Source organism: Micromonospora sp. NPDC093243 (assembly GCF_044753725.1).
Lineage (GTDB): Bacteria > Actinomycetota > Actinomycetes > Mycobacteriales > Micromonosporaceae > Micromonospora.
The window spans coordinates 269,048-288,072 of the sequence record NZ_JBIVNT010000008.1 but is presented as its reverse complement, the minus strand read 5'-3'; the positions used below and the strand labels follow the sequence as shown (position 1 = coordinate 288,072).

The 19,025-nt window shown below is 68.6% G+C and carries 22 protein-coding genes; 9 read left to right on the top strand and 13 right to left on the bottom strand.

What is annotated here, in order from left to right; all coding sequences use genetic code 11:
- Positions 1–454 precede the first annotated feature (454 nt).
- The 8 genes from ACIP9D_RS26775 to ACIP9D_RS26740 all read right to left on the bottom strand — a co-directional run bounded on the left by ACIP9D_RS26775 (position 455) and on the right by ACIP9D_RS26740 (position 9,628).
- Positions 455–1,963, bottom strand: a complete 1,509-nt coding sequence (locus tag ACIP9D_RS26775) for an RNA-directed DNA polymerase (RefSeq protein WP_350873637.1) — start codon at positions 1,961–1,963, stop codon at positions 455–457.
- Positions 1,964–2,152: 189 nt separating this feature from the next.
- Positions 2,153–3,277: an XRE family transcriptional regulator gene (locus tag ACIP9D_RS26770; protein ID WP_350873636.1), complete on the bottom strand. Its 1,125-nt coding sequence runs from the start codon at positions 3,275–3,277 to the stop codon at positions 2,153–2,155.
- Positions 3,278–3,316: 39 nt separating this feature from the next.
- Positions 3,317–3,976, bottom strand: a complete 660-nt coding sequence (locus ACIP9D_RS26765; protein WP_350873635.1) for a hypothetical protein — start codon at positions 3,974–3,976, stop codon at positions 3,317–3,319.
- A gap of 408 nt (positions 3,977–4,384) precedes the next feature.
- On the bottom strand, positions 4,385–4,564 hold the full coding sequence (locus tag ACIP9D_RS26760) for a hypothetical protein (RefSeq protein WP_350873634.1): 180 nt from the start codon (positions 4,562–4,564) through the stop codon (positions 4,385–4,387).
- Positions 4,565–4,675: 111 nt separating this feature from the next.
- Positions 4,676–5,302 carry a SigE family RNA polymerase sigma factor gene (locus ACIP9D_RS26755; RefSeq protein WP_350873633.1) on the bottom strand — a complete coding sequence of 209 codons (627 nt, stop codon included), beginning with the start codon at positions 5,300–5,302 and terminating at the stop codon, positions 4,676–4,678.
- Complete coding sequence (locus ACIP9D_RS26750; RefSeq protein WP_350873632.1) at positions 5,266–5,874, bottom strand: permease-like cell division protein FtsX; 609 nt, start codon at positions 5,872–5,874, stop codon at positions 5,266–5,268. The genes ACIP9D_RS26755 and ACIP9D_RS26750 overlap by 37 nt, the downstream gene beginning before the upstream one ends.
- A gap of 201 nt (positions 5,875–6,075) precedes the next feature.
- Positions 6,076–8,664 carry a hypothetical protein gene (locus ACIP9D_RS26745; RefSeq protein WP_350873631.1) on the bottom strand — a complete coding sequence of 863 codons (2,589 nt, stop codon included), beginning with the start codon at positions 8,662–8,664 and terminating at the stop codon, positions 6,076–6,078.
- Positions 8,665–8,869: 205 nt separating this feature from the next.
- On the bottom strand, positions 8,870–9,628 hold the full coding sequence (locus tag ACIP9D_RS26740) for an SDR family oxidoreductase (protein WP_350873630.1): 759 nt from the start codon (positions 9,626–9,628) through the stop codon (positions 8,870–8,872).
- A gap of 160 nt (positions 9,629–9,788) precedes the next feature.
- Between ACIP9D_RS26740 and ACIP9D_RS26735 the strand changes: the two genes are divergently transcribed.
- A complete protein-coding gene (locus ACIP9D_RS26735) occupies positions 9,789–10,694 on the top strand; it encodes an AraC family transcriptional regulator (RefSeq protein WP_350873629.1) in 906 nt (301 codons plus the stop codon).
- Here the strand turns inward: ACIP9D_RS26735 and ACIP9D_RS26730 are convergent.
- A complete protein-coding gene (locus tag ACIP9D_RS26730) occupies positions 10,669–11,964 on the bottom strand; it encodes an MFS transporter (RefSeq protein WP_350873628.1) in 1,296 nt (431 codons plus the stop codon). The two genes, ACIP9D_RS26735 and ACIP9D_RS26730, sit on opposite strands and share 26 nt — an antisense overlap.
- A gap of 99 nt (positions 11,965–12,063) precedes the next feature.
- Between ACIP9D_RS26730 and ACIP9D_RS26725 the strand changes: the two genes are divergently transcribed.
- Positions 12,064–12,948, top strand: a complete 885-nt coding sequence (locus ACIP9D_RS26725) for a hypothetical protein (RefSeq protein ID WP_350873627.1) — start codon at positions 12,064–12,066, stop codon at positions 12,946–12,948.
- A gap of 26 nt (positions 12,949–12,974) precedes the next feature.
- Here ACIP9D_RS26725 and ACIP9D_RS26720 read toward each other — a convergent pair whose 3' ends face one another.
- From ACIP9D_RS26720 to ACIP9D_RS26705, 4 genes are all read right to left on the bottom strand, one after another.
- The gene (locus ACIP9D_RS26720; protein ID WP_350873673.1) at positions 12,975–13,472 is read right to left on the bottom strand and encodes a hypothetical protein; all 498 of its coding nucleotides are present in this window, start codon (positions 13,470–13,472) and stop codon (positions 12,975–12,977) included.
- A gap of 82 nt (positions 13,473–13,554) precedes the next feature.
- On the bottom strand, positions 13,555–14,121 hold the full coding sequence (locus ACIP9D_RS26715) for a hypothetical protein (RefSeq protein ID WP_350873626.1): 567 nt from the start codon (positions 14,119–14,121) through the stop codon (positions 13,555–13,557).
- A 160-nt stretch (positions 14,122–14,281) separates the two neighbouring features.
- Positions 14,282–14,473, bottom strand: coding sequence for a DUF397 domain-containing protein (locus ACIP9D_RS26710; protein ID WP_350873625.1), 192 nt, complete (start codon positions 14,471–14,473; stop codon positions 14,282–14,284).
- Positions 14,464–15,231 (bottom strand): helix-turn-helix transcriptional regulator, encoded by a 768-nt coding sequence (locus ACIP9D_RS26705; protein WP_350873624.1) that lies wholly within the window; start codon positions 15,229–15,231, stop codon positions 14,464–14,466. Before ACIP9D_RS26705 ends, ACIP9D_RS26710 begins: the two co-directional genes overlap by 10 nt.
- Positions 15,232–15,317: 86 nt before the next feature.
- On the opposite strand from ACIP9D_RS26705, the gene ACIP9D_RS26700 reads away from it, so the two are divergent.
- The 7 genes from ACIP9D_RS26700 (at position 15,318) to ACIP9D_RS26670 (ending at position 18,876) form a co-directional block, all read left to right on the top strand.
- Positions 15,318–15,554, top strand: coding sequence for a hypothetical protein (locus ACIP9D_RS26700; protein ID WP_350873623.1), 237 nt, complete (start codon positions 15,318–15,320; stop codon positions 15,552–15,554).
- On the top strand, positions 15,551–15,793 hold the full coding sequence (locus tag ACIP9D_RS26695) for a flavin reductase (protein ID WP_350873622.1): 243 nt from the start codon (positions 15,551–15,553) through the stop codon (positions 15,791–15,793). The genes ACIP9D_RS26700 and ACIP9D_RS26695 overlap by 4 nt, the downstream gene beginning before the upstream one ends.
- A gap of 226 nt (positions 15,794–16,019) precedes the next feature.
- Positions 16,020–16,454: a YbaB/EbfC family nucleoid-associated protein gene (locus ACIP9D_RS26690; protein ID WP_350873621.1), complete on the top strand. Its 435-nt coding sequence runs from the start codon at positions 16,020–16,022 to the stop codon at positions 16,452–16,454.
- A 4-nt stretch (positions 16,455–16,458) separates the two neighbouring features.
- Positions 16,459–16,800, top strand: a complete 342-nt coding sequence (locus ACIP9D_RS26685; protein ID WP_350873620.1) for a hypothetical protein — start codon at positions 16,459–16,461, stop codon at positions 16,798–16,800.
- Positions 16,797–17,498, top strand: a complete 702-nt coding sequence (locus ACIP9D_RS26680; RefSeq protein WP_350873619.1) for a hypothetical protein — start codon at positions 16,797–16,799, stop codon at positions 17,496–17,498. The genes ACIP9D_RS26685 and ACIP9D_RS26680 overlap by 4 nt, the downstream gene beginning before the upstream one ends.
- 125 nt (positions 17,499–17,623) lie before the next feature.
- On the top strand, positions 17,624–18,214 hold the full coding sequence (locus ACIP9D_RS26675) for a hypothetical protein (protein ID WP_350873618.1): 591 nt from the start codon (positions 17,624–17,626) through the stop codon (positions 18,212–18,214).
- Entirely contained in the window at positions 18,211–18,876 is a 666-nt protein-coding gene (locus ACIP9D_RS26670; RefSeq protein ID WP_350873617.1) for a pentapeptide repeat-containing protein, read from the top strand. The genes ACIP9D_RS26675 and ACIP9D_RS26670 overlap by 4 nt, the downstream gene beginning before the upstream one ends.
- The last annotated feature ends 149 nt before the right edge of the window (positions 18,877–19,025 follow it).

Below are 19,025 nucleotides of genomic sequence, written 5' to 3'. Positions count from 1 at the left end.
ATCCGCCCCTGCTTTGGAGTCATGCGCCCTAGGCCATGAGCAATAGAATTCCGCGCTTGAATTGCAGCAGAAACAGGCTTCCAAGAGGCGCACTTCATGAGCTCAAACCCGTGGTATCGCGTGTAAGCCTCATGACGCTGCGACCAATTCGCTGTTGTGTTGCTTGTGAAGTCCTCCACAAGTCGGTTTAGCGTAGCAGTTCTATTCGGCACGTACTCGCCCATCAGTTCGCGAGAAAGGGTGTCGAGGAATGCCTCAACAATCGATACCATTCGGAAGATGGTAGCTTGCTTCCGGACGTGCTCGGGGGAAGTAGGGCCTAGAAGCGATCGGCCGATTCGCGGTCGCGTCGACGCCGCCCCCGTTGTCGCACTAAGGTCATTCTGCGCCCAGATCAGCAGCTTCAGCGCGATCTCGGTCACTTCTTTCTGTGGAATCGTCTTCGATGTCATGGCTATTTGAGGAGTGCTCGAAACAGGGGCGACGATTGGCGAATTGCCCCAAGTTGCTTGTCTGACGGGGGTGTAGGAGCACTGGAAAGACTTTTAATCGCCAGGAGGTACCAAGGAGCGAGAGCGTCGGGCACGCTTCGCAACTGCGCATCCAGCTCGTCAAAGTTCGTAAGGTGTCCATCGGCAAGGGCTAAATACGCCTCGGCCTTTAGTGGTTCTGACGCATGCCCTTGGATGTGAGTCCTCATCCATTCCTGGACGTCGGCATTACTCGCTACAAGGCCCATCTTCCGCGCTGCGTAACACAGCCACATCGCTTGCCAGTCGCTTACGGTATACTTCGCCAACTCCCGCCATTGCTGCGAGAACGCATCCGCATCGGTGCCGTGCACCTCGACCATGTAGCCAACAACGCTGGGAGTTAGGGCAGGCACGAATCGGAAGATGCTTGTCAGCCACGGAGCGCCTTGAGGGTCGCTGTTCCGAGTCAGCACGCTGATGGCCCGGCGCAAGTCCCTCATGTCTTGGGCACGAAGGCTGCGAAGATTAATGTGGCCTGAGACTTTGGGGTCGGAGTCAATACGCCGCAGCCTCTGCACTGCCCATACGACGTTCCCAGCCTCATCCTGGTCTGAGTAGTCGCTTACTGCAACCTCGACATCTTGAGGATCGAACGCCGCGGCCGCCTTGTCTACGTCCATATCTGTATGGGCAAACATGTAGTTGAAGAAGGTCGTAGTAAACGTCTTGTGGTCGCCGACCACGAGTCCCACATCGCGTGCGGCTTGCGCTAGCTCCTCAAGGCTCTTAAGTGCGTGACGATAATCGCCGCACCCAATGCGGAAGTCATCGTTGAAGCGCCAGACCGCCAATCCGTTGCGAATCAGGTTGCGCTCTACGATCCTAATGTAAGCCTCGGAGAGCCAGTCGGACGCATCTAGCAGTTGAGGTATCCCGAAAGCCTTTCCATTGATCTCACCGAGCAGTTCGATCAGCTTGGAAGCTCCCTCTACTTCTCCAGTCTGCATCTGGAGTTCTTGCCGTAGCACTTCATGATCAACGTATTGGTAGAAGGCTGTAATGTCCGCCTCTAGAACGTACTTGATTCGCGCATCACCGAGGTGCACCATCTTTTGCTTTATGTGCTCGTAGGCATAGGAGATCGGAGCATGTATGAACTCTCGATACGTTTCGGGAGTTCGGTTAGGTAGCTCAATTCCATCGGTGGCGAGTTTCGCTAGTGCGCGGTACGACACACGCTCTGCGACTCCCAATATCGGAACTGGCCTAATTCCATGTCCAAGCTTACGCGCGTTAACCACTATGCCAGGGCTGTTCGGATCCCCCGCCAGAAGTCGGGTCTTGACCCATGCAGCGATCGAGGCACTGTTGCTCCGCACCGCGTCGACCCACGGCTCGGGAGGAAGCAGGTTTCTGCGCGTTTCCACCTCTTCAAGCACCGCTTGTTCAAGTTTGAGCTTCCCCACGAGGCTCTTATCTAGGGGGTTCATCCGACGGCCCGCTCTCGTTCGCCCAGTTCTGGGGACCCTACTAGATCCGACAACGTCTGTCAGTACAGGTACCTCGATTTCCGGAGAAGCAGCACCGGAGGCTGAGCCGGTCGTCGGAACGTAGACGTGAACAGCAAGTGCCCCGGTTCCGCAGAAGCGGCACCGAGGCACTTGAAGACCTGTGCTTGCTTAACCCCTAGACGAGACGAGACGCAGCTTGCGCTCCCCTTCTGTGGAGTTGTAGACGAGGGCCGCTGGGTCTTGCGTCGCTACTGATTGATCAACCGCTGCCATCACAAGTCCGAAGACGTATTTGGTCAGCTCGGCGGGCGTGGTATGAAGTTCCCTAGCGAGCAATTGAGGAGAAAGTCCTTGGCTTCGAAGGCCCTTGAATACCTTTTCTAGAAGCTGGGAAGTCTCCCTCTGGATACCAGAGGGCTCGCCCTTCCGGTAACCCATGTGGCCTAGCTCAATGAGAACGCGCCGGTAACTCCATTCGGAAAGCATAGATAGATCGTTCAGCCGGTAGGCCAACGCCACGGCTGCAACTCTCCAATGCTTCTTCGCGCGAATGATCTGGTCGGTCGTTGGGTTGCTAGGCATCTTCGATCGCACACTTGCGCGCGGCATCAGGAAAGCTGACGCAAAGACATTGGCCTCGCGCTCGCAATCTCTGGACCAGTCGGAATTGTCATTTCCTCCATGTAACACAAGGTGCCCGAGCTCATGTGCCGCATCAAAGCGGCCGCGCTCACCAGACTTCAAGGTGTTCAGGAAAACGAACGGGGTGCCACGGCGCCACATCGAGAACGCATCCACGTCACTGTACTCGGGCGGCAGCGAAAACACGCGGACTCCGTGCGCTTCAAGCAGGTGCACCATATTGGGGGCAGGATTCATCTCTCCTATCCCCCAACGTGCTCGTACGTATTCTGCTGCTCGCTCTGGCGTCTGGTTCTCTAGCGTAGGAATATCGGGCGGAGGAAGTCTGAAGCGCGCATCCATTAGGTCGTTCAGCTCCAGAGCTAGCCGCGCGGCACTTAGGACAGCATCGCGCGCCGTCGCAGTTATCTTGGTCCGAGCCCTAAAGCTAACCAGGGCAACATCGACTTCGTCAATGTCACCCTGGTCGAAGAATGAAGTTGGAAAGCCAAGCTCGACGGCAATTTTTTCCAGCGTCTCCACCGAGGGCATTTGCCGCCCTCGTTCATAATTGGAGATGCTTTGGCTGCTAACTCCGACACGTCGGGCTAGCTCAATAGCCGTTAAACCTCTCCTCTTGCGGGCTAGAAGCAATCGCGAAGGTGTAAACATACTTACTTTCTGCCCCCTTGTCTCAGGGGCGACATATGATCAACGAGGGTCGACGGGCACGTCGATCGGCCCGAAACCACCGTTGGGGTCGTCGTCACCCGGAATATCGTCTACCGCGTAGGGCGGCAACTGAATGCGATCGAACCAGCGAGAAACGTAACCCTTAGCATTCTGGCTTTCCGGCAAAGAAACTTCAGACCTGATCTCCAACGTGGTCTTGTCGAAGTACACCAGGAAGAGCCAGTACGCATAGCCGTCGAACTCCTCCGGCGGCTCCTCGGTGGAGGGAGGTTCGAACAGCACGCCCTGACCGGGCGGCTGGTTGCTCCGTAGCAGCCGGCGCGTGAGCTCCCCCTTCGAGTAGCGGCTCTTGGGTTCCCGGCCGAGGTTAGAAGTGCCCGTCAGGCGGTCACCGCTAGAGACGCCGAGGATCTGACGCAGGCGGTCGTGGACCAGGAGCGGCAAGACGCCGTTCAGGTTGATTCGACGCCATCCGAAGTCGCGCAGTCCACCGGTCAGGCTGGCAACCAGCCCGTTGTACGCGAAGTAGCCCGGTGCGGTCGGAGCCCCGTCAGGGTGACACGACCGCCGAGCAGTGTTGCTCGCGCCCAAGGACTCCGTCAGGTGCGAGTACGGAGTGCCGATCTTCATCAACCTCTGCTCGTAGCCGCCGTCACCGGCGGGGACCAACAACGCCATGCATCCTCCAGCTTATAGAACGGCCTCCTCGATCGTGGGGCCGGAACTATAAGTCACCCTAGCGGAACCGGGCAGGCGAGCACGAACGCGACACGCCCTCAGCTCTGAGCGGCGGATCTCGGGCACAGATGATCACCCGTCGAACATACGTTCGACGGGTGGAGCTCGCAAGATCTCGCTAGCGCCTCAGTTGCGGTCTCATTCGCCACGGTCCGTCGGTGCGCGCCGCCATTCGTCGGGGGCCTGCACTCCTGGTCGCGGCCACTACCGGACCACCCAGGATGCATGGTCGCAGACCTCGAAAGCGTGTGAGGGTTTACGCCCTCCGCGGGTTCAAATCCCGCCGCCACCGCTCGTGAACAGCGAGAACGCCCGGTCGATCCGCGAGGATCGGCCGGGCGTTCCGCTTTAGATCCACTCGCGGCGCACCGGAGGCTCCGGCGGCTCCTCGCGCGGGGGATCCGTGTCTGCCGTCTCGACCAGATCCTCCGGCTCGACGCGGTCCGGCAGCTTGCCGAACCTGGCGTGCCGCTGCTCCTCGAACTCCTCGTCCTTCGACCGGTCAGCGTGCCCTCGTTTGTCACCCATCGCCAACCTCCCTCGTCCGTTCCATTGTCCCCGCCGAGGCGATCTTCGCGTCGGGATCGATGGGGCCGATACCACGCGGGTACGGCCGGCTTCGGCGGCGCGACCAGCCCGTCAGACCCGTACGAAGTCATCGCCCAGCAAGGCCCGCAGCCGGCTCAGGGCCCGGGCGTTCTGGGTCTTGACCACCGACACGGACACGCCGAGGGTGCTCGCCACGGCTTCGACACTCTGATCCTCCCAGTGGCGCAGCACCACGATGGCCTGGTCGCGGATGGGCAGGGTGGCCAGGGCCTGGAGCAGGGCGACGTGCAGTTCCACGGTGTCGTCGGGCCGGTGGTGCGGTGCCTCGGGCAGCTCGGCGAGCACGAGTTCGGAGTCGCTCCGCCGCCTCTTCTGGTCGAAGACGGCGTTCATCAGGACGCGACGGCTGTACGCCTCAAGGTTCGTAGTGCGCCGGATCGTGCCCCACCTCGCGTACATCTTGGCGAAGGTGATCTGGGTCAGGTCCTGTGTGAGGTGCCAGTCGCGGCACATCAGATAGGCGGTACGCCGCAGCCTCGGCGCGGCGGCCTCGACGAACGCGGTGAACTCGGCCTGCCGGGCGATTCGCTCGCGCCGCCGGGTCGCGCTCAGCCGGGCCACCAGGCCGGTCCTGGCGTCCCCCGGCGAGCCCGGGACCTGGGCGGTCTGGGCAGCGGCCATCAGCCGGCCGGCCGGACGCTGGTGCCCGCGGGGCACTCGCTGCCGACGATCTCGTCGACTCCGGGCAGGCGCTCGACGCGGGCCGCCAGGTTCGCGTACTGGGATTGCCTGGCCAGCTTGATCCGGAACGACTCGGGCAGCTGGCTGGGCTTGACGGCGGCGACGAGTTCGGGCGCGTCCTCGAACATCTTCTGGTACCTGGCGTGGGCCTCTTCGCGGCTCTCGTACGCCAGGGTCCGGACCGCCGGGTCCGCGTGCAGCACGTGGCTCATCGCGCTGCGCTGCTGGTCGGTGATGTCCGTGGTCAGGAAGATCGAGACGTCGGTTGCGGTGTACCGGACGGGCGACTCGCACGCCGGGTTCAGCAGCATCCCGAAGCCCGCCGGCACCGGCGCCGGCGGCAGCGAACGTTCGGTTGGCGTCGCCACGTTCACCACCCCCAACGCCACGATGGCCGCCAGGCCCGCCGCACCCGCTGCGATGAGCCCGTGCCGGCGGCGGCGCAGGCCGGTGCCGGTCGCCATGGCCCGGCCGGCCAGGTCACCGGGCGCAGGCTCGGGCTCGTCGGCCAGGGCGCGGTCGAAGAGCAGTCGCAGGTTCTGATCCAAGGTGTACTCCCGTGGTCCGGTGGACTCCCACCCGTGATGACTGGTTGGGGCACCGGATCGGTGACATCGAGGAGGGCCTCGGCCGATGGGGTAGGTCGTGAACAGCGAGAACGCCCGGTCGATCCGCGAGGATCGACCGGGCGTCTCCGCATGCCAGGCGGGCCGACCCGGGCACGAGGCCAGGGCCGCCACCTCTCTACGTCACGAGGTCGTGGCGTCCCTGTGGGTCAGCCGGTACGTGGCGGCGACGGCGTCGCTCTCCAGGAGCACCGTGACCGGGCCGGCCGGCAGGGTGCAGGTGGTCGTCCGCTCGACCGCGTAGGGGCCCGGGCCGCAGTACCGGATGCCCTGGCCGTCGAGGACCGACAGGCGGGCGTCACCGGCGCCGGAGGTGCGCGCCCAGGTGAAGCTCTCCCGCGCGCCGTGCTGATCGGCCGGGATCGAGTAGCAGACCACGAACCGGTCCGCGCCGGTGGTCGCCGTGGCGCCGGTCGCGTCCCGGGGCAGCACCGGGCAGGCCGGCGGGCCGTCGACCCGGCTGAAGGCCATGGCGTACGCGCCGGTCGGGTTGCCGACCGCGGCGTTGAGCACCGCGTAGAAGGGGGCCTGCCCGGTCAGCTTGCAGCTGTACTGGCGCAGCTCGGAGTAGTCGCACTGGTAGTCGCCGGTGGCGTCCACGACGGTGATCTCCGGGCTGGTGTCGCCGGTCACCTCACCCGGCTGCGACTGGACGATGCGCGCGCCGGCCGGGCTGGCGAGCTGGAGGCAGTTGACCTGCCCGGCGCCCTGGAACGCGCCACGGTGCGGCGCCTCCCGCCAGCCGGCGTCGGAGACCGCGACGCAGCCCGACGGGGCCCACGGCAGGAGCGAGACGGCGTGTTCGACGTCGTTCTCGAGCACCGCGTACGGGCTGCTGCCGTCGAGCACCATCGTGTACCGGCCGGCGGCGGGGAACGTGCATCGACCGGTGCCGCAGACGATCGAGCCTTCCTGGTCGTACACCCGGCCGAAGGTCTCGTAGCCGTCCGCGCTGGGCGTGCTGAGCCGGTAGTCGCCGGCCTCCGGAACCTCCAGGGTGCGACAGCGGATGCCGCCGGGCGCCGGTGCGACGCCGTAGCTGCCGACCGCGACGGTGGGGCAGCCCACGGCGTTGGAGAGCCGCCGGATTTGAATCCGATACGTCAGGTCGGTGTAGTCGTCGTTCCACTCCCAGAGGTACGAGATCGCCCGGTAGCTGCCCGCGGCCGGGAGCACGCACCCGTCGTTTCCTGCCTCGGTGCAGATCCACGCACCACTCTCGTCGACCAGCCACATGAAGGCCTCGCCGTACTCGTCCGGCGAGTCGTACGTGACCACCCGGTCACCGGCCTCACCCTCGAACGGTTGGCAGTTGGTCTGCACCGGCGAGGTCTGGTGCAGGCGCACGGACGGCTGGTCCCACGAAATGCCGGCGGTCGCGGCGCACCCGTCACTGCCGTCGAGCCGGGCCACCGCGACCTGGTAGTCCACGTCGTTGTCGGTGCCGTCCTGGTGGCGCACCATCACCGTGTACGTCCCAGCCGCCGGCAGCGGGCAGGAGCGCTGGTTCTCGAACTCGTTGCAGACCGCGCGGCCCGTCGTGTCGTACACGTCCCACCAGATCCACTGGTCGTCGAGACGCTGGAAGCGCACCAGGACCGGGATCGCGGCCGCCGCGGTGAAGGTGTGACAGGCCACGTCGGCCTTGCGCACCGTTCCACCACCGGTGGCGGTGCCCGGGTCGCCGAACGAGGCCAGCGCCACGGCCTGGCAGCCCACCGGGTTCGACAGCCGCGGCATCTTCAGCGTGTAGCTGCCCGCCGTGCCGTAGTACTCGCGCACCAGCAGCCGGTAGGGCCCCTGCGTGCTGAGCGTGCACATGCCTCCGTAGCGGATCTCGCAGAGCGACTCGTACGACGCGTCGAGGATCTGCCCCTGGATGTCACCGCTGCCGAGCGGCTCGGCCACCTGCAGCACCGAGTTCACCGGCTGGTCGAACGTGTAGCACTGCGCGGCCGCACCGGCCGGAAGCGACTTCGTGACCCCGGGGGAGCCGAAGGAGAAGTAGCTCTCCGGCAGCGTCTCGCACGCCGACGGGGTACGCGTCGACTCGACCGCGATGGTGTAGTCGCCGCGTCCGGTGGGGTACGGGAGCGTCACGGTGATGGTGTAGGTGCCGGCCGCGCCGAGCTGGCAGCTGCCCGAGTCGTTGGAGAACCGGCAGACGTGCTGGCCGGCGGCGTCGGTGACCGAGGCGCCGACGGAGAACTCGCCGCTGCCCCGACCGAGCTGGGTGACCAGGACGTCCTGGTCGGCGGTGCTGGTGACCGTCCACTTGTGTTCCTGCCGGTCGACGATCGACCGGCAGGTCTCGACCTTGCCGAAGGCCAGCTTGCCGCCGCAGGTGGGGCGGTACTGGGTCAGCGGATTCCGGGTGGCCTTGGCCGTCCGGTGCCGGGTCGGCTCCACGGTCGGCTCGCCGACGGTCCGCTTCCCCGGCGCGGTGGGCGCGACGGCCGCGATCGGGGTCGGTGCGGTGGCGCGTGCGGTCGTCGTAGCGGCCGGCGGTGCCGTCGTGGTGGCAGCTCCGGCGGTCACGGTCGTCGTGGCCGACCGGGCGGTGGTCGCGGCCGGTGCGGTCCCGCTGGCGCCGGCGGCGGACGGCCCGACCAGGAACGCCGGGACGGTCAACACGGCGACGGCGGCCATGGCGAGCCGCGGCAGCCCCCTGCTGGTCCGGTTCTTCGGGCAGGCGGGCAGGGTTGTTCTCACATCGACTCCCCCATGAGATGCCGCGCGGCGACTGCGCGGGCGAGGAGATGATTCCATGCAGGATGATCACTGACAATCCCGCTTTCCGCCCGGGAAAGCCACTGGTCAGCGCCGGCCCGGCACCCTTGCCGACGGGCGGCGGACCCGCTGCGGTGTACGCCCGGCCGATCCGCGCGGACCGGCCGGGCGTTGCGTCTGCGTACCGCTAGAGGTTGTAGCCGCCGGCGACCTCGATGTTCTGGGCGGTGATCCAGCGGCCCTCCTCGCCGAGCAGGGTCGCGATCACCATGCCGATGTCGTCGGGCTCGCCCACCCGGCCGAGGGCGGTCTTCGCGGCCAGCGCCGGGATCACCTCGGGGAACCGCTCGAAGGCGTTGTCGGCGAGCCGGGTCCGGGTGGAGCCGGGGGCGACGGAGTTGACCCGAATGCCGCGCGGGCTGAACTCCTTGGCCATGTACCGGGTCAGCACCATCAGGCCGCCCTTCATGGTGGCGTACCCGGAGTAGCCCGGCTCCAGGCCGGACTCCATCGCCGAGTTGCTGGCGACGTTGACGATGGCGCCGCCGTCGGCCAGCAGCGGCAGCAGGGTCTGGGTGAGGAAGTACGGCCCCTTGAGCAGGACCCGGAAGAACCTGTCGAACAGCTCCTCGGTGGTGTCCTCGAACATCGACATCTGGGCGAAGCCGGCATTGTTGACCAGGAAGTCGAAGGTGTCGCGCTGCCAGGTGTCGCGCAGCGCCGCGACGACCGACTCGCGGAACGCGGGGAAGGTCTCGCTCCGGCCGACGTCCAGTGGCAGCGCCACGGCCGTGCCGCCCTCCTTCTCGATGCTCGCCACCGTGTCCAGCGCGCCTGACTGGTTGGCGCCGTAGGTCAGGATCACCCCGGTGCCGCGCTTGGCGAGCTGGATGGCTGCGCTCTGCCCGATGCCGGAGCTGGCCCCGGTTACGACTGCGACCCGCATGATGTGACCACCTGTCCATTTCTGGAGCTGCTGTTTGCTCCTTGGGATCTGACTCACCAATCAAACCCAGGCGAGCTGCTGAATCGGTAGAACGATGCTCTCCACCTCTTGCCTGATCCTCTCCCTGGTGGGAATGCGGGTCGAGTGCTTCAATGGCCTCATGCCCCTCGACGAGCTGCGCGCCCTGCTCGCCCGCCACGTCCGCCCCGACGGGACCACCGCCATCGACGACGTCCTGATCGCCAAGGTCGAGCGGTCCGATCCGCCGTCGGCCTCGATGTCCGGCACGGTGCTGGCGCTCATCGCGCAGGGCGCGAAACGGCTCGCGCTCGGCGACCGGGTCTACGAGTACCGCGCCGGGCAGTACCTCGTCGCGTCGGTCGACCTCCCGGTCACCGGCCACTTCACCGAGGCCAGCCCCGACCGGCCGGCACTCGGGTTCGGGCTCACGCTGCAACCGGCCGCCGTCGCGGAGCTGCTGCTACAGGCGGCCCCGGGAGACCTGCCACCCGCCACCGGTGGCGTGCCCTCGGGCATCGCCGTCAGCGACGCCTCCGACGAGCTGCTCGACGCGGTGATCCGGCTGCTGCGCCTGCTCGACCGGCCCCGCGACATCGCCGTGCTGGCGCCGCTGATCAAGCGGGAGATCCTCTGGCGGCTCATCACCGGCGAGCAGGGCGCCGTCGTCCGCCAGCTCGGCCTCGCCGACAGCAGCCTCGCGCACGTCGCCCGGGCGGTCCGGTGGATCCGCGACCACTATCGGCGGTCGTTCCGGGTGGAGGAGGTGGCCCAGCTCTCCGGCATGAGCGTCTCCGCCTTCTACCGCAACTTCCAGGCGGTCACCGCGATGAGCCCGATCCAGTTCCAGAAGCAGATCCGGCTCCAGGAGGCCCGGCTCCTGCTCGCCACCCACCCCAACGACGTCACCGGCGTCGGGCACCGCGTCGGCTACGACAGCGCGTCACAGTTCAGCCGCGAGTATCGCCGCCAGTTCGGCACACCACCGAGCCAGGACGCCCTCCGACTTCGCGGCTCGACGCTCACCGCCGCCTCGCCCCTGCCGTAACCGCCACCCGAGCCTGTCGCACGGCCCCCTCCGAGCCGGCGCCGCGGATCGGGGTGAACAGCCCGGCGATCGCGATCAGGAGGCAACCGCCACCGGCGACGAGGGCGACGGCGGTGACGCCGAAGCGGCTGGTGGCCCAGGTCAGCGCCGCCGCACCGGCCGGCCCGAGCGAGTAGTGCGTGCTCCAGAAGGCGGACGTCACCCGGCCCAGCAGGTGATCCGGGGTGATCTCCTGGCGCAGCGACATCGAGCAGATCCCGCCGACGCTGACGCCACAGAGGTAGACCGCGGTCAGCACCGTGACGGCGGGCACCGTCCCCGCGACCCCGATGCCCACGAGGGCGAGGCCGCAGAGCGAGATCGCGCCGACCCAGGTGACGCCGAAGCCGCGTCGACGCCGCAGGGGCGCGGCCAGCAGCGCGCCCGCGATGGTGCCGAGCGCGGCCAGCCCGAGCACGGTGCCGACGGTGCCGTCGGAGCCGCCGAGGTCGTGCTTCACGTGGTAGATGAGCACGTCGGTGAAGCCGAACGTCAGGAAGATGAAGACCGAGAGCAGGACGGTCAACGAGCGCAGCACCGGCTGACGCCAGAGGAACCGCGCCCCGGCCAGGAACTCGGCCAGTGGCCGCTCCCGTCGCGACACGCCCTCGCCGAGCGCCGAGCCGTCCCGGGCCGCCTGCCGGAGCCGGACCACCCAGAGACCGGCCGCCGACAGGGCGAAGCTGGCCGCGTTGATGGCGATGGCCGCGGTGGGGCCGAACCGCGCGGAGACCACGCCGGCGAGCAGCGGACCGCCCACGGCTGCCGCCGCGTACGTCGCCTGCAACCGACCGTTGGCCTCGGTGATCCGGTCCCGGTCGACCAGGTTGCGGACCGCGGTCACCGCGGCGACCTGGAACAGCATCCCGGCCGCCTCGCAGATCGGCAGGACCACGAAGATCAGCCAGACCTGCGGGCCGGCGAGCCAGGCCAGCGGCACCAGGCCGTAGAGCACCAACCGGGCCAGGTCCGCGGTGATCATCAGGGTGCGCCGGTCGTACCGGTCGACCAGGACGCCGCCGAAGACCCCCGCGCCGACGGACGCGACGCCGGCCACGGCGGTGAGCAGACCCATCTGCGCGACCGACCCGGTCGCGTGGAGCACGAGCAGCGGCATCGCGATGTAGGCGAACGAGTCGCCGACGGCGGAGAGCGACTGCGCGAGCCAGTAGGTGCCGAAGTTGCGGTCCCGCCACAGCGGACGACCGACCGGGTCGACGGGGAGGCTCACGCAGCCGAGCGTAGTACCGCTGCCGGACAGGCTCGGGGGCATCGGCGGGCGCTCTGCCGGGCACCCCGTGCCCGCCCGGTTGTGGCACGATTACCGGCCGTGCGCCCTCCGCGTGTCCTGCTGCTGGTGTCCGCCGTGGCGGGCGTGTTCTCGGTCCTGGCCACGCTCTTCTCCGAGTCGCGGGCCGCCCTTCAGTCCGGCCTCGTCGCGGCGGTCGCCTTCCTCGGGTACGTGCTGCTGGCCGGCCGGGTGGCGCCTCGGGTGCGTACCGCGCTCGCCGCCGGCATCGGGTTTTTCGCCCTGGTCATGGCCATCCAACTGTGGTGGCTCCCCGAGCAGCCGGCGGGAAACGGTTGGCTGGAGCCGTTCTACGCGCCGCTCGACGGCAGCGGGCCGGACGTGGGGTCGGGGCAGCTCGAGTCCGTGTTGCTGGACCAGTGGCGGCGGGGGATCGACCGGGAGCGGATCGCCGCGGTGGGGCTGCTGCTCGGCGTGCTCTGCCTCGCGTTCGCGGTGTTCGCCCTGCCCGCCCGGCATCGGTCGAGGCGTGCGCTGCTGGCCAGGGTCGTCGTCGCGGTGCTGCTGCTCGTGGTGGTCGGTGCGGATGCTTGGGACCGGGTTGACGACGCCCCGCTGTCCGGAGTGCTCGGCGTCGCGTTGCCCGCGCTGCTGGCCACCCTGATCGCGGCCGGGGTGGTGGTCCTGTCGGGTTTGCGTGCTGACCGGTTCGCGCTCGTGTCGCTCGGAGCGCTGCTGCTCGCGGTGACGGCGGGCGCCGCCTTCACCGATCTCGCGGATACCTGGGCGGCCTGGCAACGGTCCGCCGACGAAAGCGGCGACGCCTTCCTGTCGGTCGGCATCGCCGTCCCGTCGGACCGCTTGGCGGACCGGTCCGCGGTGGTGGGCGCGGCGGTGGCGCTCGCCGGGCCGGCGCTGCTGGCGATCGGCGCCCTACGCGCCTCCCGCGACCCGGACCCGACCTGACGGGCGCCGGTGGCCCCGGCGCCGGTTCAGCAGGGGCCGGCGCCTTCGACGAAGAGTTGCCGGGCCCACTCCGCGTAGCCCGCGATGACGTTGCGCACCCTTTGTCCATCATGGAGGAAGAGGTAGCCGCGGTCGCCGCGCCGGGCCAGCAGGCCGTCGAAGCGGTACGTCCCGCGTGGCGCGTGCAGCGTGATGACGGATGGATATCGGGACCAGACCTCGGTGACCGGGGTGCCGACCGTCACCCCCTCCGGGGTCTGCATCGGGTCGCCGGCCCAGAGCAGCACCAGCCGGTCGTCGACGAAGACCGGGCTGACCGTCTCGTGCCCGGTGAGCAGCGGGCCGCAGGCGTCGACGTCCGAGCGCAGCACGCCGCGTCGGGTCAACTCGGCCTCGGTGTCGCCGAATGCGACGTTGCGCAGGCCGTTCAGGTCGAGCACCTCCACGCTGCCGGCGCGTACCGGCCCCTGTGGAGCGAATGTTGGTCCGTTCGGTGCGCTGCCGGAGATGACGGCAGCTGTCAGCAGCCCTGCGATAAGGGCAAATTGGCGCAATTTCATCGGCTTCCCCCGGGGTCCTAACGGGACGGGGGCGTCCAGGTTGCTGCTATTTGCCGGATTCCTGACTTTCCCATTGCTCGGCTAGGTCGTCCCAGTAGTCGGCGCTGAGCCGCCGCCGCCCGTGCGCCAGCCAGCCGTCGGTGTTCCGCTCAAGGTGCAGCCCCAGCTCGGCGAACGGGTCGATCCACGTCCCGGGCTCGACGCCCAGCTCGACCAGCGCCGCGTTGATCGGCCACTGGGCCCGGGGCGACTCCAGCGTGTCGTCGAATCGCGGCCCCCAGGAAACCGCGCCGCCCAACCAGAGCACCGCCGACTGATATCCGAGGCCGCCGGAGAACTCCGCCTCCAGGTAGCCGAGCGGGCCCCGCTGCGACCAGCCGGCCAGCACGTCGGTCAGGGCCGGTGCGAGCAACAGGTGGAACGGATGGTCGGCGTCCGGAGCGTCGACGCGGAAGTCCGGCAGCTCGCCGGTCAGCTCCTCGATCAGTTGCGGGGTGACCGGCAGCAGCGCGAAGTCCTGCCGCAGCTCGCCGAGGACCGCGTGATCCAGCTCCGCGGTCTGCTCGCGGAGCAGTTCGGCATCCGCGACGACCGCGCTGAGCTGGTAACTCATCGGCAACCTCCGGCATCCACAGCCTGTGGATGGAACATGTGTACGACAGATCGAGCGCTTGGCCGGGGTCGTGCTCGGCCCGGGTCTCGGCCTGGTCGTGCTCGGTCGGGTCGTGCTCGGCCCGGGTCGTGCTCGGCCTGTTCTGCTCGGGCGGGCTCGGTCAGCGGTGCTCGGGCAGCTTCGCGACGAACGCTCGCCAGGCCGTCGGCGCGAAGATCAGTGCCGGCCCGGTCGGGTCCTTCGAGTCGCGTACGCCGATCACGCCGGGCAGGTTGTCGGCGACCTCGACGCAGTCGCCGCCGTTGCCGCTGCTGCGGCTGCTCTTGCGCCACCTTGCGCCGTTCAGCTCCATGTCTCCGCCACTTCTGAGATGAGGTCGAGAGATTGCCGGCGGGAGAGCGCCTCGCCGCGCACGTTCTCCCATGCCGTCAGTATCGCCGCGATGTCATCAGGGTCGCTAACCACTTGTCCCTGGAGCTGGTTGTCCAGGTAGCCGGCGACCCGGTGGTCCCGCGCGGCGGCGATCACGAATGGTCCGTTCAGTCCTGCGTACGCGCCGACCGTGGCCGGCACCACGTGCACCCGGACGTGCGGCTCGCCGCAGGCCGCCACCAGGGCGCGCAGCTGCTCCCGCATGGTGGCCGGGCCGCCGACCGGCCGGCGCAGCACCGCCTCGTCGACCACCGCGGTGAACTGCGGCGGGTCGTCCTGCTTGAGGATGCCCTGCCGGTTGAGCCGCGCGACGATGAGCCGCTCGACGTCGCCGCGCGGGATCAGCCCGGCGCCGCCGAGCACCGCGCGGGCGTACGCCTCGGTCTGCAACAGCCCGGGCAGGACGACCGACTGATACGACCGCAGCGACACCGCCTCGCGCTCGATCTCCTGCCACGGCCGGAACCAGATGGGGTCACGACGTCTCGAAGTGTCCGGCCAGATGTCCGCCACGTCCCGGCGAAGCTCCTCCGCGGCCGACAGCCGGTGCCGGGCGTGCGGGATGCGGCCCTCGGTCAGCCACCGGCCGACCGTCTTCGGGTCGACGCCGACTCGTTCGGCGAGCGATTCGATCGTGTGCCCGGTGTCGCTGAGCGCCACCCGGAGCGCGTCGTTCACGGGCGCCTCCATCGGATGTCCCAAATATCTGGCCACCATATCGCTACGCCCTGTGTTTGTCTGACCACTAGCGGGAGCCTGGTCTGGTGAACCACCTGACCGTCGGCACGACGATCCGGGTGCCCGAGGAGGCGTACCGGTTCGGCGAGGGGCCGCTGACCCTGCTGATCACCGAGGTGCTGAGCGTCGGGCCGTTCCAGGGCGCCGAGTGGGCCGAGGTGCGCGGCCACGAGGTGCATCCCGACGGCACCCTGCGGGCCCGGCAGAGCTACGCGCTCGTCCGCGTCGACCGGGCCCGGCAGGTCGAGGTGCGAGCCCTGTGACCCGCCGCCGCGAACACCTGCCGACCCGGCCCACCTGGCGCTGCGCCGCCTGCGGCATCGCCTGGCCCTGCTCGCCGGCGAAACTGCGACTGCTCGGCGAGTACCGGCACGACCGTGCGGCGCTGACCGTCTACCTGGCGACCCTTCAGGCCGAGGCCGCCGAGGAACTCGCCGCCCTCGACCAGGCCCCGCCGCCGACCGACCTGACCAGCCGCTTCCTCACCTGGGCCCGGCCGTGACCCCGGCGCTGCGGGTGCCGCCAGCGGCGCCGCTGGCCGTGGCCGCCGCTGCTCACCCTCGCCCGCAGCGGGCGTCGCCCGCCCACCTGAGCCGGGCGGGGTGCCGCGGGCGCGACTCGGCGCGGCGCACGGCGCAGGTGAGTCTGATGTGGACCGTGAGCAGCGACGCAACGTGTTAATCTCTGTCACTAGGCATGATCACCTTGAGCGACCGAGGGGACACATGGTGGCCGGCGTTCCAGGCACGGGCGGCTTGCTGGACCCGGACGGCGCCATGGAGCGCCTGGCCGAGTGGAAGGGCCGGATCAACCAGCTCGCGGCCGACACCAAGGCGATGAGCGACCAGCTCCAGGAGCTGCGGGTGACGGCGGCCGACGACAACGGGCTGGTGGAGGTCACCGTCGACTCCTCCGGGCAGTTGATCGACCTCTGGCTCGGCCAGCGGATCCACCGGGTCGCGCCCGACGTGGTCGCCAGGACGGTCATGAACACGATCCGTGCCGCCCGGCAGCAGTTGGCCGACCGCTCGCAGGCGATCATCGCCGACACCATGGGCACCGAGTCGCCGGCGGCGCGGGCCATCGCCGAGCGGGTCGGGCAGCAGCTGCGCGACGCCGACCCCGCCGCGGACGGCCCCGACGACCAGCAGCGCAGGTGGTGACCGCGTGGGTGACGGATTCGAGGTCGACGCGGAGCAGATCCGCCAGCACGCGCGCAACATAGACGCGCTGCGCGGCCGCTTCGGCGCGATCAAAGGTGCCAGCGCGCACATCACCGGGGACGACGCGGCGTACGGGGTGCTGTGCGGGTGGATCTCCGGCGTCCTGGAGAGCCGGCACACCCGGCAGGACGAGCTGATCGCCTACGTAGAGGAGAACCTGGCTCTGGTCGTCAAGGGGCTGGGCACGACCGCCGACAACTACGACAACGCCGACGCCGACTCCAGCAACACGATCCGCAAGGCGGGGAGCGGGTTGGACGGCAGTCGGGCGGGGGCGGCGCATTGAGCGACGGGTCGCTGATCGCCGACGTCCAGTCGACCCGCAAGCCGTGGACCGGGGCGGCCGCCGCCGACAGCTTCCAGGGGCTGGTCGACGCCATTCGCAGTGAGGGTTGGGTCGACGACCTCATCGCCGGTGCGGCGTTCGGGGTGGAGGCCGTCGCGACCGTGCTGGACCCTTTCAGCGCGCTGCTCGCCAACGGGCTGGGCTGGGCGATGGAGTACTTCGAGCCGCTGCGGCAGGTCCTCGACGAGTTGACCGGGATGCCCGACGTCGTCGCCTCGCACGCCGCCACCTGGGACAACATGGCCGCCGAGCTGGAAAGCATCGCCATCGACCTGAAGTCGCACCTCGGCGCGGACACGCCGCTCTGGCAGGGGCAGGCGGCCACCGCCTACCAGGGCCTGATGGCGCACAACGTGGCGGCGATCGACGGGATGAGCGGCATCTCCGCCGCGATGGCCGCGGCGACGCAGGCCGCCGGCAACCTGGTTGCGTTCACCCGTGACGTCGTACGCGACCTCATCGCCGACCTGGTGGCGCGCGTGGTCATCTGGGCGGTCGAGGCGATCTTCGTGGTCACCATCCCGGTGATCGCCACGCAGATCGTGGCGGCCGTGGTCAAGTGGGGCGGACGCATCCTGACCTACGTCGCCGCACTGATCAGCAGCCTGACCAACCTCACCAAGCTGCTGAACGGCTAGGGCCGGCGATGGCGAAGCCCAAGACACCCCCGGGCGGGCACGGTGGCGGCGGGACGACCCCGCGCCCGGGTGACGGTGACGGCGAGAGCGGCATTCCCGGGCAGCGGCGGCGCAGTTCCACCGAGGTGCCCGACAACGTCTCCCGGGCCCAGGAGGTCGCCGGCGAGGAGGCGAAGCTGGGTCGCCCCGGCGGCGACTCCGGCGAATCAACGGGCCGGCCCTCCGGCGGCAACGACGACTACCAGACCCCCAAACCCGGCACCCCGGAGTACGACCGCCGGGTGGAGGAGCTGGCCGCGGACCCGGCGCACAACGGCAACATCAGCGCCAAGTCCCGCCGGGAGGCCGAGGTCGGGCTCGCGGCGGAGGCGGAGGGCAAGATTCCCGGTCCGATTCGCCGTGCCGAGCTCGACAACTCTGATCCCGCGTTCCAGAAGGACCAGGGCGAATTCATCGACTCGAACGGCGACAACTGGGACGTGAAAGCGCCGGCCGACGTATTCCCTGCTGGTCGGCACGCCGGCCAGCCGATGCCCGAGGGAATGCGGGGGCGCTACGATGGCGACGAGTTCGAGCAGAAACTCGCCGACGAGGTAGCCGGCGGACAGAATGTGGTCATCGACACCAAGAATCTGTCCCCGAGCGCCGTGGCTGATCTGAAGAGTCGGGTCGCCGGTCGCACGGACTGGGACGGCAAGGTGGTGTTTGACAAATGAGCAGATACAAGCGCAGCAGCGCGGACGTGATCCGCTGGCCGGAGAGCCCCGACGCCAGGGAGGCGCTTGAGGAGTGGTTCGCCACCGCTGCTCCGGGCACGTCCTACCTGTCCGGCGACTTTCTCGACTTTCGCGGCGCCGATCTCAGCAACCTCGACCTGACCGGCGCCTACCTGGCCAATTCCAACCTGACCGGCGTGCGTTTCGAGGACGCCAACCTCGGCGACGCCAATCTCAACAACTGCGAGCTGGAGCGCGCCGATTTCTCCTTCGCCGATCTGGCCAAGGCGGAAATGGTCGGCTGCCTGGCCGGAAACGCGCGGTTCCGCGCGGCGCGGCTGTTTTCGGTCCAACTCGACGAAGCCGTGCTGGCCGGCGCCGATCTGAGCCACGCGATCCTCAACTCGGCCAAGCTCTACCGCACCGATCTGCGCGAGGCCGACCTGCGGTTCGCCAGCCTGCGGTGGTGCACGCTGGGCGGCACGACCATGCCCGCCGTGCTGACCGGTGCGCGACTGTTCGGCTGCCAGCTCGAGGGCGCGAAGGGGTCCGTCATCGGCCCGGTCTTCGTCGACGAGGAGGCCAACCGGTCGCTCGGCGGCGCCGACCTTCAGGCCTGGTTCGCCGAGCAAGGCGCGGAGCAGGTGCAGGTCGCGAGCTGACGCCGTCCCGCCGGCGCAACGGGCGGGCGAGGCGAGCATGACCGTGGCGACGACACAGGGCCGGTCCCCGTTGGGGCCGGCCCTGTCGTCCGTACCGCCACCGCGGGTCTCCACGGCTGGTCGAACGGGCTGATCCGCCCAGCTAGGGG